This window comes from Dactylosporangium sp. NPDC051541 (genome assembly GCF_044454505.1).
In the GTDB taxonomy this organism is placed as follows: domain Bacteria; phylum Actinomycetota; class Actinomycetes; order Mycobacteriales; family Micromonosporaceae; genus Dactylosporangium.
In genome coordinates, this window is record NZ_JBITDU010000009.1 from 353,532 (window position 1) to 368,362 (window position 14,831).

Sequence of the window (14,831 nt, forward strand, 5' to 3'; positions counted from 1 at the left end):
TGCGGAGGTGGCGGCGTGAGCGGTTCGCAGCGGAGCGGAGAGGCCGCTCACCGGAGGCACAGTTCGGCGACGCCGGCACCGGAGCCTGCGGAGGTGGCGGCGTGAGCGGTTCGCAGCGGAGCGGAGAGGCCGCTCACCGGAGGCACAGTTCGGCGACGCCGGCACCGGAGCCTGCGGAGGTGGCGGCGTGAGCGGTCGCAATCTCGTTGTCGACGTCACGTCGACGATCATCGGCGGCGTGCTGGCGTTGATGGTGGTCGCGGCGGGGGTGTCGGCGGGGACGCTGTCCGATGGGCGGCTCGTCGTCTCGCTCGGCGTCACCACGGCAGCGGTTGTCGGCATGTGGTGGCGGCGGCGGTGGCCGGTCGGGGTCGCGGTGGCCATGCTCGCGCCGGCGGCGCTCACCGACATGGTCGGCGGGGTCGTGCTGATCGTGCTGTTCGGGGTCGCGATCCGGCGGCCGCTGCGCACCGTGCTGTGGCTGGCCCTCGCGCACGTCGTCGTGGCCATTCCGTTCACGATCCTGTACCCCGACCCGGACCTGCAGGTCGTCGGGTCGGCGACGGTCGGCCTGGCCATGTTCGCCGTCGTCATCGCCTGGGGGTCGGCGATCCGGGCCCGCCGGGAGCTCATCGCCTCCCTGCGGGAGCGGGCCGTGCGGGCCGAGTCGGAGGCGCGGCAGCGGGCCGAGCTGCTGCGCGGCCTGGAACGGGAGCGGATCGCCCGGGAGATGCACGACGTGCTCGCCCACCGGATCTCGCTGATCAGCCTCCACGCGGGGGCCCTGGAGATTCGCCGGGACCTGTCCCGGGAGCAGGTCGCCGACGCCGGGAAGACGATCCGGGCCAGCGCGCACCAGGCCATGGAGGAGCTGCGGGAGATCCTGGGGGTCCTGCGGGCCAGCGACCGGGAGGAGCTGCGGCCCCGCCAAGGGCTCGTCGACCTCGAGGAGCTCGTCGAGGAGGCCCGGAGCGCGGGCACGACGGTACACCTGGAGAATCGGCTGGAAGACCCGTCGACCCTGTCGGCGGCGGTGGACCGCACCGCGTTCCGGCTGGTGCAGGAGGGGCTCACCAACGCCCGCAAGCACGCGCCCGGGACGGCGGTGTCGGTCCTCATCGACCAGCGCGACGCCCTGCACGTGCGGATCAGCAACCCGCTGCCCGCGCGGCCGGTCGCGCCGGTGCTGCCCGGGACCCGGTCCGGCCTCGAAGGGCTGGCCGAGCGGGTGGCGCTGGCCGGGGGGCGGTTCGAGCACGGGGTGCGGCGCGACGACGGGCACCGGCCGTGCTTCACGCTGGAGGCGTGGCTGCCGTGAACGATCGGGCCGTACCCGCCGAAGCGGTCATCCGGGTCGTCGTCGCCGACGATGACGCCCTCGTCCGGGCCGGGCTGGGCATGGTGCTCGGCGGCGACACCGGCGTCCTCGTCGTCGGTGAGGCGGCCGACGGGGCCCAGGCCGTCCGCGTCGTCCGGGACCTGCGGCCCGACGTGGTGCTCATGGACATCCGGATGCCGCGGATGGACGGGCTGGCCGCTCTTGCAACGCTCGCCCCCGACGACGTCAAGGTCGTCGTGCTCACCACGTTCGACACCGACGAGCACGTGCTGCGGGCGCTGCGGCTCGGCGCGCACGGGTTCCTGCTCAAGGACACGCCGCCGCTGGCCATCCTCGACGCGGTCCGCAAGGTCGCCGCCGGCGAGCAGACCCTGTCGCCGTCGGTGGTGCGGCAGCTCATCGCGCACGTCGCCGCCGACGATCGGGGCGCGGCCGCACGCCGTACCATCGCCGCCTTGACACCCCGGGAACGCGACGTCGCCGAAGCCGTCGCCGAGGGGCGGTCGAACGCCGAGATCAGCGCCGCGGTGCACATGAGCGTCGCGACAGTCAAAACCTACGTGTCACGGATCCTGGCCAAGCTCGGCTGCACAAACCGGGTCCAGGTCGCGATCCTCGTCCACGAGTCACGCCTCGACTAGATGCGCCAGCCCGGCCAGGACGGCCTGCAGGCCCCGCTCGAACTGGGCCGTCACCGCGTCCGCGGTCGTCGGGAGGTTCGCGGCCTCGGCCGAGCCGGGCGCGCCGCCGTTGAGCAGCGAAGCCGTGTGCGGGTAGCGGCCGGTGGCGAGCTGCTCCAGGCCGTATTCGACGATGGCCTTCACCTGCTCCGGGTCGGGCTCGGTGCGCATCTCCGCGGCCTTGAGCGCGCTGCCGAACACGTATGCGTCCACGACCATCAGCACGTCGATCTTCGCCGCCTGGTCGAGGCCGGTGCCGGCCAGGGCGGCCAGGCTCTGCTCGAAGTGCAGCATGCCGTTGGGGCCGATCGCCGGGCCCTGCCGCAGCGTGACCGCCCACGGGTGGCGGACCAGGACCGACCAGGTGCGGCGGGCGATCGCGGCGGTCGCCTCCCGCCAGCCGGCCGGCAGCTCACCGTCGGCGAACACCGACTCGGCCAGGAGCGCGTCGTCCATGAGCGCGAACAGCTCGTCCTTGGTCTCGACGTAGTTGTAAAGGGTCATCGTGCCGGCGCCGAGGCGCGCGGCGACGTTACGCATCGAGACGGCGTCGATACCCTCCGCGTCGGCGATCGCCAGGGCGGTGGCGGCGATACGCTCGCGGCTGAAGCGGGGCGCGCGGGCGCTGGGCTCCGGGCGCGCCCAGATCGGCGGTCGGGGCATGGACACGATTATCGGTGATAGCGGTCGGCGATGAAGCCGGGCTCGGCCGCTTCCCGCGCACGGGGTGCCGGCGGCCCGGCCGTGTTGGCGCCGAAGCCGCGCCCGAGCGCCCGGACCTGCTCCTCCATCAGCGGCACGCTCCGCCGGGCCTGTGACTCCAGGACCTTCTCGGTGAGCCGGCTGTTGAGCAGCGTCCGCATCCAGTACATCACCATCACACTGCGGGGCACGAAGACCTTGCGCCGGCGGTGTTCCAGCGCGTCGGCGAAGGCCCGGGCGCAGCGCTCGACGGACGTGGTCGAGCCCATCGGCGGCGGCAGGCGGCGCAGCGTCTCCTTGAACGACGGCAGGTCGTCCTGCGCGTCGCGGACCAGGTCGGTGTCGATCCAGCTCGGGTGGGCCGTGCCGACCCCGACCCCGTGGTGGGCGACCTCCAGCCGGACGGCGTTGCCGAAGTGCTCGACGCCGGCCTTCGAGGCGCAGTACGGGGCCATGCCGGGCAGCGCGGCGTACGCGGCGGCGGAGGCGACGATGAGCAGGTACCCCCGCGCCTCGATCAGCCGCGGCAGGCAGGCGGCCGCGGTCCGCATCACCCCGACGAGGTTGACCTCGACCGTGCGGACCAGGGCCTCGACGTCGCCGGTGGCCACGGTGCCGCGGCTGGCAACACCCGCGTTGGCGACGACGGCGTCGATGCGGCCGTATGCGGCCACGACCCCCTCGACGGCGGCCACCATGCTGGCCTGGTCGGTGACGTCGGCCGCGAACCAGACCGCGCCGAGATCGTCGGCGACCGCTTTGAGGCGCTCCGGCTCCAGCCCGACGAGGGCGACCCTGGCCCCGCGAGCGGCCGCTTCCCGCGCCGTGCGCTCGCCGATACCCCTCGCCGCGCCAGTGATGAGCACCACCTGACCGGACAATGAACGCTTCACCGCCGGGGCCTCCTGTCAGGCGACACAAGCCTTGTCGGTCGAGACCCGGTCGCTCGACGCCGGGTTCGACGGTACCGTCCAGTACCAGGCAAACTACACCCGAGGACAGTGTCGCGGAAGGTGAAGGCAACCGCATGACGAGCACCCGGACCGCCGAGGAACTCCAGTCCGACCTCACGGGCGGGCTGGCCCAGGCGATCGCCGCGAAGGGCTACGCGGCCACCACGATCGCCGACATCGTCACGCACGCGCGGGTGTCGAAACGCACCTTCTACGAGCACTTCGCCGACAAGGAAGCCTGCCTGATGGCCCTCTACGAGCAGGGCTGCGACCACCTCCTGGAGGTCGTGCGCAGCGCCGCCGGCCCCGGCGGCCGCCTGCTCGATTGGAGGGCCGCGATCAACAGCGGCGTCTCGGCCTACCTCACCGCACTGGAAAGCATGCCCGCCGTCACCCGCACCCTGCTGGTGGAGATCCAGGCCGCCGGGCCGAGAGCGTTCCGGCTCCGCCAGCAGACGCAGCGCCGCTTCGCCGACACCCTCGTCGACGTCATCGAACGGGCCCGCGCCACCGACCCCGCCATCCCGCCGCTGTCACCGCTGCTCGCCATCGCCCTCGTCGGCGGCGTCCACGAGATGATGCTGCAGGTCTGCGACCCCTACACCGGGGCCGGGCCGTCATTCACGGAACTGACCCCGGCCGTCGACGAACTCGTCTACGCGATCCTCACCAACCCCTGGATGACAGCGGATGGAATGATCGGACCCGAAGCCCGGTTGGACGAGTAAACATCAGGAAGGACGCGTTGCGGTGCTGAACCCCAGCGAACTTTACGAGCTCGCCGACGCCGAGCAGCTTCACCTCGGCCAGGCCGCCGACCGGCCGGTGCTCGTGCACGCGCTGACGGGCTTCGTCGACGCCGGCAACGCCGCCCGCCTGGCCCGCGAGCACCTGCTCACCGTCGGCTCGCCCCGCACGGTCGCCACGTTCGACCTCGACCAGCTCTACGACTACCGCAGCCGCCGCCCCGCGATGCTGTTCGTCGAGGACCACTGGGAGCACTACGAGCAGCCGGCACTGCTCCTGCGGGTCCTGCGCGACGCCACCGGCACCGAGTTCCTGCTGCTCGACGGCCCCGAACCGGACCTGCAGTGGGAACGGTTCTCCGCAGCCGTCCTCCAGCTCATCGAACGCTTCGACGTGCGCGCCACCGTCGGCCTGACCGCGATCCCGATGGCCGTCCCGCACACCCGCCCCACCGGCGTCACCGCCCACGGCACCAGCCGCGACCTGATCGCCGGGTTCGAGCCGTGGCTGCAGCGGGTGCAGGTGCCGGGCAGCGTCGGGAACCTGCTCGAGTATCGGATCGGCCAGCAGGACCGCGACGCCTTCGGCTTCGCCGTGCACGTCCCCCACTACGTGGCCCAGGCCGAGTTCCCCGCCGCCGCCGAGAAGCTCCTGGCCTGCCTGGCCGACGCGACCGGCCTGCGCGTCCCCATGGACGAGCTCCACACCGCCGCCGACACCGTCCGCGCCGAGATCGACGTCCAGATCGCCCAGGCCGACGAGGCGGCCTCCCTGGTGCGGGCCTTGGAGGAGCAGTACGACGCCTTCACCCGCGGCCGCACCGGCAACAACAACCTCCTGGCCGACTCCCCGGCCCCGCTCCCGACCGCCGACGAGATCGGCGCCGAGCTCGAACGCTTCCTGGCCGAACACACCAAGGGCGACGAACCCCCGATCGCGTGATGTTGCCATCCAATTACGCTCCGCACCTTTTTCCTGATCAATTAGAACAGGTGTGCTAGCATTGGGTTTGGAATGAGCGCGCGGGCCCGGTCGGTATGCGACTCGGCTCGTCAACTCGACCGGTGTTGGCGAGCCGAACGCTTCGAACGAAAACGAGAATCGGCACCGCAGCAGCACGGCGGCCCGCGGTGGCGTGGCGTGAACAGCACGACGGCCCGCGGTGGCGTGGCGTGAACAGCACGACGGCCCGCGGTGGCGTGGCGTGAACAGCACGACGGCCCGCGGTGAGGTGGCGTGGCGTGGCGCTACCAGGCGGTGCCGGTCAGGCGTTCGTAGACCTCGACGTAGCGGGAGCGGGTCCTGGCGACCACCGCTTCCGGGATCTCCGGGCCGGGGGCGGTCTTGTCCCAGCCGTTCTGCAGGGACCAGTCGCGGACGCTCTGCTTGTCGAACGAGAACTGGGGGCGGCCCGGTTCCCACTCGGCCGCGGGCCAGAAGCGGGACGAGTCCGGGGTCAGGATCTCGTCGGCCAGGAGCAGGGTGCCGTCTTTCGTCCGGCCGAACTCCAGCTTGGTGTCGGCCACGATGATGCCGCGCTCGGTGGCGATGTCGGCGCCCCGGGAGTACACCCGCAGCGTCAGGTCCTGGAGTTCTTCGGCGAGGTCCTGGCCCAGCTCGGCCTGGACGTCGGCGAAGGTGATGAACTCGTCGTGTTCGCCGATCGGGGCCTTCGTCGTGGGGGTGAAGATCGGGGCCGGGAGGCGGGAGCCTTCCACCAGACCCGCGGGGAGTTCGACGCCGGAGATCTGGCCCGTGCCGCGGTACTCCGACAGGCCGTTGCCCACGAGGTAGCCGCGGGCGATGCACTCCACGGGCAGCATGTCCAGGCGGCGGCAGCGGATGGCGCGGCCGGCGAACTCGGCGGGGACGTCCGTCGCGGAGATCACGTGGTTGGGGACGATGTCGGCCAGCTGGTCGAACCACCACAGGGAGAGCCGGGTCAGGACCGCACCCTTGTCCGGGATCGGCGTCGGCAGGACCACGTCGTAGACGGAGATCCGGTCGGAGGCGACGAGGATCAGATCGTCACCGTCGGCGTAGACGTCACGGACCTTGCCCGAGTGCAGGAGTTCCACAACCCGCACCCTATCGGAGCGGGGTACCGTGAGCGGCGTCACGACGTCGTGAGTGGAGGTCCCCGCATGCCCTTCGATCCCGCCAAGACCGCGCTCGTCCTCATCGAGTACCAGAACGATTTCGTCTCCGAAGGTGGAGCGTTCCACGGCGCCGTGCAGGGCGTCATGGACAAGACCGACATGATGGCCAACACCCGCAAGGCCGTGGCCGCCGCCCGGGCCGCCGGGGTGACCGTCATCCACGCACCGATCACGTTTGCGGCCGGCTACAACGAGATCACGTCCCACCCCTACGGGATCCTCAAGGGTGTCGTCGACGGCAACGCGTTCGTGAAAGGCGAATGGGGCGCCCAGATCGTCGACGACCTGGCGCCCCAGCCGGGGGACATCGTGGTCGAGGGCAAGCGCGGGCTGGACACGTTCGCCAGCACCAACCTCGACTTCATCCTGCGCAGCAAGGGCATCACCACGATCGCGATCGGCGGGTTCCTGACCAACTGCTGCGTCGAGTCGACCATGCGGACCGGCTACGAACACGGTTATCAGGTCATCACCCTGCAGGACTGCGTCGCGGCGACGTCGCAGGAGGAGCACGACAACGCGTTGAAGTACGACTTCCCGATGTTCTCGACGCCGATGTCGGCGGCCGACTTCGCCGGGCAGCTTTAAGCAACCCGGTAGGAGCGGATGGCCAGGCCGCCGGCGATCACGAAGCTGGCGGCCAGCACCGCCAGGTGGGCCAGGTGCGGGGTGTCGCCGGCCCAGGCGGCCTGGATCGCCTGGCGGAACGCGCCCAGCGGGGTGAAGTCGCCGATGCGGCGCAGGACCCGCGGCATCCACTCGACGGGGACGTACAGGCCCGCGAAGAACGCCGACGGGAACCACAGGGCCAGGGCATAGCCGGTGGCGGCCTTGGCCGAGCTCGCCAGGGCCGAGACCAGCAGGCCGATCGGGAAGAGGCCGAGCACGCCGAGCAGGAACGTCGGGATCACCAGGGCCAGGTCCGGCCGGTGCATGTCCAGCGCGGCCACGCCGACGGCCAGGGTCAGCAGGGTCGAGAGCAGGACCACCCCGCCGTTCATGACCAGCTGCGCGCCGAGCATCACGGCCGGCTTCACCGGCGTGGTCGCGAACCGGCGCAGGATGCCCTTCTCGCGGTAGGTGGCCAGGACGACCGGCAGCATGAAGAACGCCACCATCGCCATCGACACCATGACGGCCATCGACGGGATCACGGTGTCGATGCCGCGGTGCCCGCCGAGGGCCGGGTCGGGCTCGTGGGCGCTGCCCGGCGCCCCGAAGATGACGAGCAGGGCGACCGGCAGCAGCACGGTGAACGCCGGGCCGGTGACCTCGCGGAGCATCAGTTTCGTCTCGATGACGGTCAGTCGGGTCAGGGCGCGCATGTCAACTCCACAAAGGCGGTCTCGAGGTCGGCCTGGACAATGTTCAGATTCAGCGGTACGACGCGCAGGGCGCCCAGGGCCGTGGACACCTCGTGGGCCAGGTTCCCGGTGCCCCGCACGGTCCAGATGCCGTCTTCGATGGCGGTCGCGGCCACTCCCGGTACACCCGCCAAGGCTTCTGGATCCAATGGCGCCGACGGCCGGAACGTGACCGTCACGCCGCCCGCGACCCGGCGGATCAGCCCGTCGGGGGTGTCGATCGCGACGGTGCGCCCCTGGTCGATGACGGCGATCCGGTCGCACAGCCGCTCGGCCTCGTCCATGAAGTGGGTGACGAGCAGGACGGTGACACCCCGGTCGCGGATGTCGGCGATCAGCTGCCAGGTCTCGCGCCGGGCCTGCGGGTCGAGGCCGGTGGTGAGCTCGTCGAGGACGGCCACATCGGGCGAGCCGACCAGCGACAAGGCGATCGACAGCCGCTGTTTCTGACCCCCGGACAGTTTCTTGTACTGCTGGCGGCGGTGCTCGGCCAGCCCGAGCCGCTCCAGCAGCGGGCCCGGTGCGGCCGGCCGGTCGTAGAACGAGGCGAACAGGCCCATCGCCTCGTCGACCCGGATCCGGTCCGGCAGCTGCGACTCCTGCAGCTGCACCCCGAGCCGCTGGCGGACCCGCGGGTCGCCCGGGTCGCGGCCCAGGACGCTGACCGCTCCCCCGTCGGGGCGGCGCAGGCCCTCGATGCACTCGACCGTCGTCGTCTTGCCGGCGCCGTTGCGCCCGATGATGCCGAAGATCTCGCCGCGCTCGACGGTGAAGGACACGTCGCGGACGGCCTCGCGGTCGCCGTAGCACTTCCGCAGCCGCTGGACATCGATGACTCCCATGGCGCTTATGTTGGGCTCACGGCGGACCGGGCAGAATGACGCTGAATGCCGGGAGCGGGGTGCAGTTATCTGCACCCCGGACGGCAGCCAGGGCCGATGTGCGCGCGCGACGGGGAGGTGACGCTCGTGGGTATGTCGTACTCGAAGGCGCTCGCCCGCAGCCTCCAGCTGCTCGCGCTGGTTCCGGTGGTGTTCGCCCAGTTCCTGGCCACGGTGCTGCCGACGTGCGTGCTGGTGATCCAGCCGGGCATCGCGGTGCGCCGGCTCACCAACCGGTGGCGGGCCATGTTCGGGGAGTGGCTGGGCCGCGACATCCCGGTGCCCTACTGGCCGCGGCCGGGGCCGCCGCAGCCGGACGAGGACGGCCTGTATCGGCACGACTCCCAGCTGTACCGGTCGCCGCGCGTCCCGGCCTACCTGGCGAAGGTCGACTGGTTCGCGAAAGACCCGGCACTGGGCCGCGACGTGCAGTGGATGGCGCTGTTCCCGTTCTTCGTGCTGCTGGTCATCCCGATCGGGCTGCCGGTCGCGCCGTGGGCGGTGCGCGCGATCGCGTTCTGGAGCGGGTGCATGCTGAAACCCGATCCGGCGCCGAAGGCGGGGAAACGCTCCGACCGGGTCCTGCTCGCCTGGGCCCGCTGCGGGTTCCTGTTCCTGTGCGCGGTCGCGCAGCTGGTGCTGTTCGCGGTCACCCTGGTCTGCTTCACGCTCGGGTTCGGGCTCGGCCTGATCTTCCTGATCCCGGCCGGGCTGACGCAGATGCGCTGGCTGCTCAACCTGCGCCGGTCCTACGCGGCCTGGGGCGGGGTCGCCGTCGAGCGGCCCTACACGCCGCGGCGCCACCCGGAGCTGCGCCCCGACGGGCTGTATCGGGTGAACAACACGCTGTACAAGACCGAGAACATGGCCAAGTTCAACGCACACTGGCAGTGGGTGTGGCACGACACCGCCTCCTGGCGCGACCTGTCGTTCCTCGTCGCCGACGCGAACGTCACCGGCGTCATCGCGGGCCTGCCGGTCCTCGCCGGGGTCTACGGGGCGTGGGGCCTGGCCCTGCCCTGGATCTGGACCGAGCTGTTCGACGCCGAGTGGAGCCGGTGGTACGGCGCCGTCAACGGCAACCGCACCGCCGGGCTCGTCATCGGCATCATCCTCGTCGGCAGCGCCCTTGCCGTGTCCCCGGCCGCGCTGCGGTTCGTGTCGGCCTGGACCCCGGCCCTGCTGCAGCCGACCGCGAAAGAGGCGCTGCGGCGGCGGGTCGAGCGGCTCACACAGACCCGGGCCGACGCCGTCGACGCCCAGGCCGCCGAGGTCCGGCGGATCGAACGCGACCTGCACGACGGCGCGCAGGCCCGGCTCATCTCCGTCGGGCTCACCCTCGGCGCGATCGAGCGGCTCATGGACACCGACCCGGCCAAGGCCCGGCAGCTGGTCGCCCAGGCCCGGGAGACGTCGCAGACGGCCCTCACCGAGCTGCGCGACCTCGTCCGCGGCATCCACCCGCCGGTGCTGTCCGAACGCGGCCTGCCCGACGCGGTCCGGGCCCTCGCCCTGGACACCGCGGCCGACGTCACCGTCACCGGCCGGCTCGCGGGCCGCCTCGCCGCGCCGGTCGAGTCGGCGGCGTACTTCGCCGTCAGTGAACTGCTCGCCAACGCCGTCCGGCACGGGCAGGCCGCCGTGGTCGCCGTCGACATCCGCCACGTCGACGGGGTGCTGCGGATCAGGGTCACCGACGACGGCGGCGGCGGCGCGGACCCGTCGCGCGGGACAGGGCTGCGCGGGATCGAACGGCGGTTGGGTACCTTCGACGGGACGCTCGCCATGGACTCCCCCGCCGGCGGGCCGACCGTCGCCTCGCTGGAGCTGCCGTGCGCGTTGTCCTCGCCGAAGACCTCTACCTCCTGAGGGACGGCATGGTGCTGCTGCTGCAGAGCCACGGGTTCGAGATCGTGGCCGCGGTCGACACCGGGCCGGCGCTGCTGGAGGCCCTGCTGACGCACCGGCCGGACGTGGCCGTCGTGGATGTGCGGCTGCCGCCGTCGTTCACCGACGAAGGCCTGCAGGCCGCCCTCGCCGCCCGGCGGGAGGTGCCGGGGCTGCCGGTGCTGGTGCTGTCGCAGCATGTGGAGCAGCTGTACGCGCGGGAGCTGCTGGCCGACGGGACGGGGGCGGTCGGATACCTGCTGAAGGACCGGGTGTTCAACGCCGACCAGTTCATCGACGCCGTCCGGCGGGTGGCCACGGGCGGCACCGTCATGGACCCGTCGGTGATCGCGAAGCTGGTCGCCCGGCCCCCGCAGCAGACCGGTTCGCTGACCCCGCGCGAGCGGGAGGTGCTGACGCTGATGGCCGAGGGGCGCTCGAACGCGGCGATCGCGAAGCAGCTGTTCCTGTCGGAGAGCGCGGTCAACAAGCACATCGCGAGCATCTTCGGGAAGCTGAACCTGCCCGTCTCGGACGATGACAACCGCCGGGTACTGGCGGTTTTGGCGTATTTGCAGGGTTCCTGACGGTACGTTGGCGTTCGTGGGGCTTCTCGTCGCCGCGATCCTCGCCGTGCTCGTCGCCGGGGGCGCCGTCTACCTGGGCTGGGCCGCGCTGCAGGCTGCCCGGCAGGCCGCCGGCGCCGTCGGGGAGTTCATCGCGCAGCACCGGCTGGCCGACGACCGCCGCGACGCCGAACGGGTGTGCGCGTGGGCGGTCAGCGAACGCGAGACCTTCGAGAAGATCATCACGCGGGGCGTCGTCGGCGCCGCCGTCCGCAACGCCGGCCAGAGCCCCGTCTACGACGTCGAGATCGTCTTCACCGACCCGCCGGCCGCGTGGACCGCGGTCCGCCGGGTGCGCATCGTGCCGCCGTCGGAGCAGCCGGAGGTGTACGCCGGCTTCGACCAGGAGTCCACCGACGGCCCGGTCGACCGGGATCGCATCAACGACGACGGCACGATCCGGCTCGCCCCGTCGGCCGACATGCACGTCGAGGTGCGCTTCACCGACGCCGGCGGCCGCCGGTGGCAGCGCGACGACCAGGGCCGGCTCAACCTGCAGGCCGAGAACGTGGCCCGCGCCCCGGCCCCGGTCGAGACCGCTTAGGTCGGCACGTACAGCAACGCCTCGCGGAGAGGCGGAGTGTGACGTGGCGTCAGGCGATCACGGTGCCGGCGGCGGCTATGGCGGCTCCGCGGGCGCCGGCCATATCGCGCTCCGGGACCAGGGCGAACTCGGCCACCTGCAGTTGTTCGTCGCGGAGCAGGGTGTGTTCGCGGATGCGGGCCAGGAACCAGTCGCGGAAGTGGGGGGCGGCCTCGACGACGCCGCCGCCGACGAAGTAGCAGTCGGGGTCGGTGAAGTTGGCGGCGATCGTGAAGAGGCGGCCGAGGCCCATCGCCTGCTGTTCGAAGATCTTCAGGGCCAGGCCGTCGCCCTGCTCGGCGTAGGAGCGGACCTGCTTGGCCGCGGCTTTGAGGGAGTCGGCGGCGTGCAGGGGGTGGTCGGGGAAGCGGGTCAGCCAGTAGGGCAGCAGGTTGCGCACGATGCCGGTGAGCGAGGCGACGCTCTCCACGTCGCCGAGGAAGCCGCAGCCGCACGAAGGGAGCGGCTGGCCTTCCTCGAGGAGGCCGTGCATCGGGATGTGGACGTGGCCGAGTTCGCCGGCCATGCCGGCGGCGCCCTTGATGACCTGGCCCTGCTCGATGACGCCGCCGCCGAGACCGGTGCCGACGATGGCCGAGATCGAGGACTTGCCGGAGGCCGCGTCGCCGAAGTAGACGTGGTGGGCGTAGAGAGCGGCCGCGTTGCCGTCGTTGTTGTAGATGACGGGCAGGCCGAGCCGCCGTTCGAGGGCGCCGCGGAAGTCGTAGCCCCACCAGGCGGGCTGGGAGAAGTTGGTCGCGCCCTTGGAGGAGATGACCCCGTCGGCGCTGGCCGGGCCGGGGGTGTCGAGGCCGACGGCGGCGACGCGGGAGCGCTCGACCTTGGTGACGGCGAGGATGTTGTCGAACGCGTCTGCGAGCGAGTCGACGGCCGCCTCGGGGCCTTCGAGGACCCGGCTGGGCACCTCGACCAGTCCGTCGACGAGGAACGAGCCCTCGTGGTCGAGTACCGTCGCGTTGTTCGCGGTGCCGCCGTTGTCCAGCCCGACGACGACCCAGTCCTTCGCGTTCACCATGGTCCGACTCCCTTAGTACCTCCGGCGCGGTTGCACCCTAACGCATTGACCTGAAGCGCGCTTGAGGTCGCAGAGTGGTTGACCATGAGAGCTGCAGCGTTCGCAGAGCCGGGCCCGCCGGACGTCCTTCGCGTTGTTGACCTGCCGGAACCGCAGGCCGGGCCGGGTGAGGTGCGGGTCCGGGTGAAGACGGCGGGGGTACAGCCGTTCGACGCGGCTCTGCGCCGGGGGTGGGTCCCGCCGTATGCGCCCGTCACCCTCCCCCAGGCCCCCGGCAACGAGTTCGCCGGCGTGGTTGATCAAGGCCACCTCGCCGGCACCGAGGTCCTCGGATTCAGCGTTTTCAACAGCTACGCCGAGTACATCGTCGTCCCCGCGGACCAGGTCACACCGAAGCCGGCCGGGGTGCCGTGGGAGGTGGCGGGCGGCTTCACGGCCGGCTGGCAGACGGCCCGCTTGGCGTTGTCCGCGCTGCGGATCGGCCCCGATGACACCGTCCTGATCAATGCCGCGGCCGGTGCGACCGGCACCGCCGGGGTCCAGCTGGCCCGGCTCCTCGGCGCGACGGTCATCGGCACCGCGAGCGAGGCCAACCAGGACTACGTCAGATCCTTAGGAGCCATTCCGGTGGTGTACGGCGAGGGCCTGGGCGACCGCGTCCGCGCCCTCGCGCCGCAGGGCGTCACCGCCGCGATCGACGGCGCCGGCGGGGACGCGCTCACGACGTCGCTGGACCTCGTCAAGGACCACAAGCGGATCATCACTCTCGTCGAGCACGGCCGGATCGAGGAGCTCGGGCTGGCGAACATCGAGGGGCGGCGCAGCGCCGAGGCCCTGGCCGAGCTGATCGCGCTCTACGCGGAGGGCCGCACCCAGTGGCATGTGCGGCGGGTGTACCCCCTGGAGGAGGCGGCCGCGGCGCACCGGGAGATCGAGACCGGCCACGGCCGCGGCAAAATCGTGCTCGCGGTGGACAATTGACCGTGTGAGTCTGCTGGAAGAGGGGCGGGACGTCCCGCTCGGGCGTTACACGGTGGTCCGGCGCACCCTGCCCAACAAGGCGCGCCGGACCGTCGGGGCCTGGTGCTTCCTCGACCATTTCGGGCCGGAGGACGTCACCGGGAAGCCCGGGATGCGGGTGCCGCCGCATCCGCACATCGGGCTGCAGACGGTGAGCTGGCTGCTGTCGGGCGAGGTCCGTCACCGCGACAGCCTCGGCTCCGACCAGGTCATCGTGCCCGGGCAGCTGAACATCATGACGTCGGGCCGCGGCATCGCGCACTCGGAGAACTCGCCGACGGCCAAGCCGCCGCTCCTGCACGGCCTGCAGCTGTGGGTGGCACTGCCGGACTCGGAACGCCACCGCGCGCCGGGCTTTCAGCACATTCCGGACTTGCCGGAGGTTTCCGATTCCGGGGTGAAAGTTACCGTCGCCGTCGGCGAGCTCGAGGGCGCCGCCTCCCCCGCCGAGGTCCACACCGAGCTGCTCGGCGCCGACATCGAGCTGGCCGGCAGTACCGAAATCCGCATCCGGCCGGACTTCGAGCACGCGGTCGTGGTCACCGAGGGCGCGGCGACCGTCGACGGAGCGGACCTGACACCCGGCTCGCTGTTGTATTTGGGCGACAATTACGACAAAGTGCGACTTGCCGGAAATGCCCGGCTGTTCCTGCTCGGGGGTGTGCCGTTCGAGGAGGAGCTCGTCATGTGGTGGAACTTCGTCGGCCGCTCCCACGAGGACATCGTCGAGGCCCGCGACGCGTGGATGGCCGGCTCGGACCGGTTCGGTGTGGTGCCCGGGGGCGAGCAGCCGCTGCCCGCCCCCGGGATGCCCACGACGCGATTGAAGCCGCGTCCGCGGTACCGATGAACGA

The 14,831-nt window shown here is 71.6% G+C and carries 16 protein-coding genes; 10 read left to right on the plus strand and 6 right to left on the minus strand.

All coding sequences use genetic code 11. The features are described from left to right. Positions 1-187: 187 nt before the first annotated feature. Both ACIA8L_RS35880 and ACIA8L_RS35885 read left to right on the plus strand, forming a co-directional pair. Positions 188-1,318, plus strand: a complete 1,131-nt coding sequence (locus tag ACIA8L_RS35880; protein WP_395911535.1) for a histidine kinase — start codon at positions 188-190, stop codon at positions 1,316-1,318. After that, on the plus strand, positions 1,306-1,980 hold the full coding sequence (locus tag ACIA8L_RS35885) for a response regulator (RefSeq protein ID WP_395911537.1): 675 nt from the start codon (positions 1,306-1,308) through the stop codon (positions 1,978-1,980). The genes ACIA8L_RS35880 and ACIA8L_RS35885 overlap by 13 nt, the downstream gene beginning before the upstream one ends. Here the strand turns inward: ACIA8L_RS35885 and ACIA8L_RS35890 are convergent. Further along, positions 1,966-2,682 carry a TetR/AcrR family transcriptional regulator gene (locus ACIA8L_RS35890; protein ID WP_395911538.1) on the minus strand — a complete coding sequence of 239 codons (717 nt, stop codon included), beginning with the start codon at positions 2,680-2,682 and terminating at the stop codon, positions 1,966-1,968. The two genes, ACIA8L_RS35885 and ACIA8L_RS35890, sit on opposite strands and share 15 nt — an antisense overlap. A gap of 8 nt (positions 2,683-2,690) precedes the next feature. Beyond that, positions 2,691-3,614 carry an SDR family oxidoreductase gene (locus ACIA8L_RS35895; protein WP_395911539.1) on the minus strand — a complete coding sequence of 308 codons (924 nt, stop codon included), beginning with the start codon at positions 3,612-3,614 and terminating at the stop codon, positions 2,691-2,693. Positions 3,615-3,748: 134 nt separating this feature from the next. Here ACIA8L_RS35895 and ACIA8L_RS35900 point away from each other — a divergent pair, with 134 nt between their 5' ends. After that, complete coding sequence (locus tag ACIA8L_RS35900; RefSeq protein WP_395911542.1) at positions 3,749-4,402, plus strand: TetR/AcrR family transcriptional regulator; 654 nt, start codon at positions 3,749-3,751, stop codon at positions 4,400-4,402. 22 nt (positions 4,403-4,424) lie between these two features. After that, complete coding sequence (locus ACIA8L_RS35905; RefSeq protein ID WP_395911544.1) at positions 4,425-5,363, plus strand: proteasome assembly chaperone family protein; 939 nt, start codon at positions 4,425-4,427, stop codon at positions 5,361-5,363. A gap of 305 nt (positions 5,364-5,668) precedes the next feature. On the opposite strand, the gene ACIA8L_RS35910 is transcribed toward ACIA8L_RS35905, so the two are convergent. Continuing rightward, positions 5,669-6,499, minus strand: coding sequence for a phosphoribosylaminoimidazolesuccinocarboxamide synthase (locus ACIA8L_RS35910; protein WP_395911545.1), 831 nt, complete (start codon positions 6,497-6,499; stop codon positions 5,669-5,671). Positions 6,500-6,565: 66 nt separating this feature from the next. Between ACIA8L_RS35910 and ACIA8L_RS35915 the strand changes: the two genes are divergently transcribed. Then, the gene (locus ACIA8L_RS35915; protein WP_395911547.1) at positions 6,566-7,168 is read left to right on the plus strand and encodes a cysteine hydrolase; all 603 of its coding nucleotides are present in this window, start codon (positions 6,566-6,568) and stop codon (positions 7,166-7,168) included. On the opposite strand, the gene ACIA8L_RS35920 is transcribed toward ACIA8L_RS35915, so the two are convergent. Further along, entirely contained in the window at positions 7,165-7,905 is a 741-nt protein-coding gene (locus tag ACIA8L_RS35920) for an ABC transporter permease (protein ID WP_395911549.1), read from the minus strand. The genes ACIA8L_RS35915 and ACIA8L_RS35920 overlap by 4 nt on opposite strands. Beyond that, positions 7,893-8,786, minus strand: coding sequence for an ABC transporter ATP-binding protein (locus ACIA8L_RS35925; protein WP_395911551.1), 894 nt, complete (start codon positions 8,784-8,786; stop codon positions 7,893-7,895). The genes ACIA8L_RS35920 and ACIA8L_RS35925 overlap by 13 nt, the downstream gene beginning before the upstream one ends. A 132-nt stretch (positions 8,787-8,918) precedes the next feature. On the opposite strand from ACIA8L_RS35925, the gene ACIA8L_RS35930 reads away from it, so the two are divergent. Genes ACIA8L_RS35930 through ACIA8L_RS35940 form a run of 3 tightly spaced genes read left to right on the plus strand, consistent with a single transcriptional unit; the run spans position 8,919 to position 11,882 of the window. Then, positions 8,919-10,694 (plus strand): histidine kinase, encoded by a 1,776-nt coding sequence (locus tag ACIA8L_RS35930; protein ID WP_395911553.1) that lies wholly within the window; start codon positions 8,919-8,921, stop codon positions 10,692-10,694. Beyond that, positions 10,658-11,299 carry a LuxR C-terminal-related transcriptional regulator gene (locus tag ACIA8L_RS35935; protein ID WP_395911555.1) on the plus strand — a complete coding sequence of 214 codons (642 nt, stop codon included), beginning with the start codon at positions 10,658-10,660 and terminating at the stop codon, positions 11,297-11,299. Before ACIA8L_RS35930 ends, ACIA8L_RS35935 begins: the two co-directional genes overlap by 37 nt. A 16-nt stretch (positions 11,300-11,315) precedes the next feature. Then, positions 11,316-11,882, plus strand: coding sequence for a hypothetical protein (locus tag ACIA8L_RS35940; RefSeq protein WP_395911556.1), 567 nt, complete (start codon positions 11,316-11,318; stop codon positions 11,880-11,882). 49 nt (positions 11,883-11,931) lie between these two features. Here the strand turns inward: ACIA8L_RS35940 and ACIA8L_RS35945 are convergent, their stop codons facing one another. Beyond that, positions 11,932-12,957 carry an ROK family protein gene (locus ACIA8L_RS35945; protein WP_395911558.1) on the minus strand — a complete coding sequence of 342 codons (1,026 nt, stop codon included), beginning with the start codon at positions 12,955-12,957 and terminating at the stop codon, positions 11,932-11,934. A gap of 84 nt (positions 12,958-13,041) precedes the next feature. On the opposite strand from ACIA8L_RS35945, the gene ACIA8L_RS35950 reads away from it, so the two are divergent. Together ACIA8L_RS35950 and ACIA8L_RS35955 are read left to right on the plus strand one after the other, a co-directional pair. After that, the gene (locus ACIA8L_RS35950) at positions 13,042-13,938 is read left to right on the plus strand and encodes an NADP-dependent oxidoreductase (RefSeq protein WP_395911560.1); all 897 of its coding nucleotides are present in this window, start codon (positions 13,042-13,044) and stop codon (positions 13,936-13,938) included. A 4-nt stretch (positions 13,939-13,942) separates the two neighbouring features. Next, complete coding sequence (locus ACIA8L_RS35955; RefSeq protein ID WP_395911562.1) at positions 13,943-14,827, plus strand: pirin family protein; 885 nt, start codon at positions 13,943-13,945, stop codon at positions 14,825-14,827. The last annotated feature ends 4 nt before the right edge of the window (positions 14,828-14,831 follow it).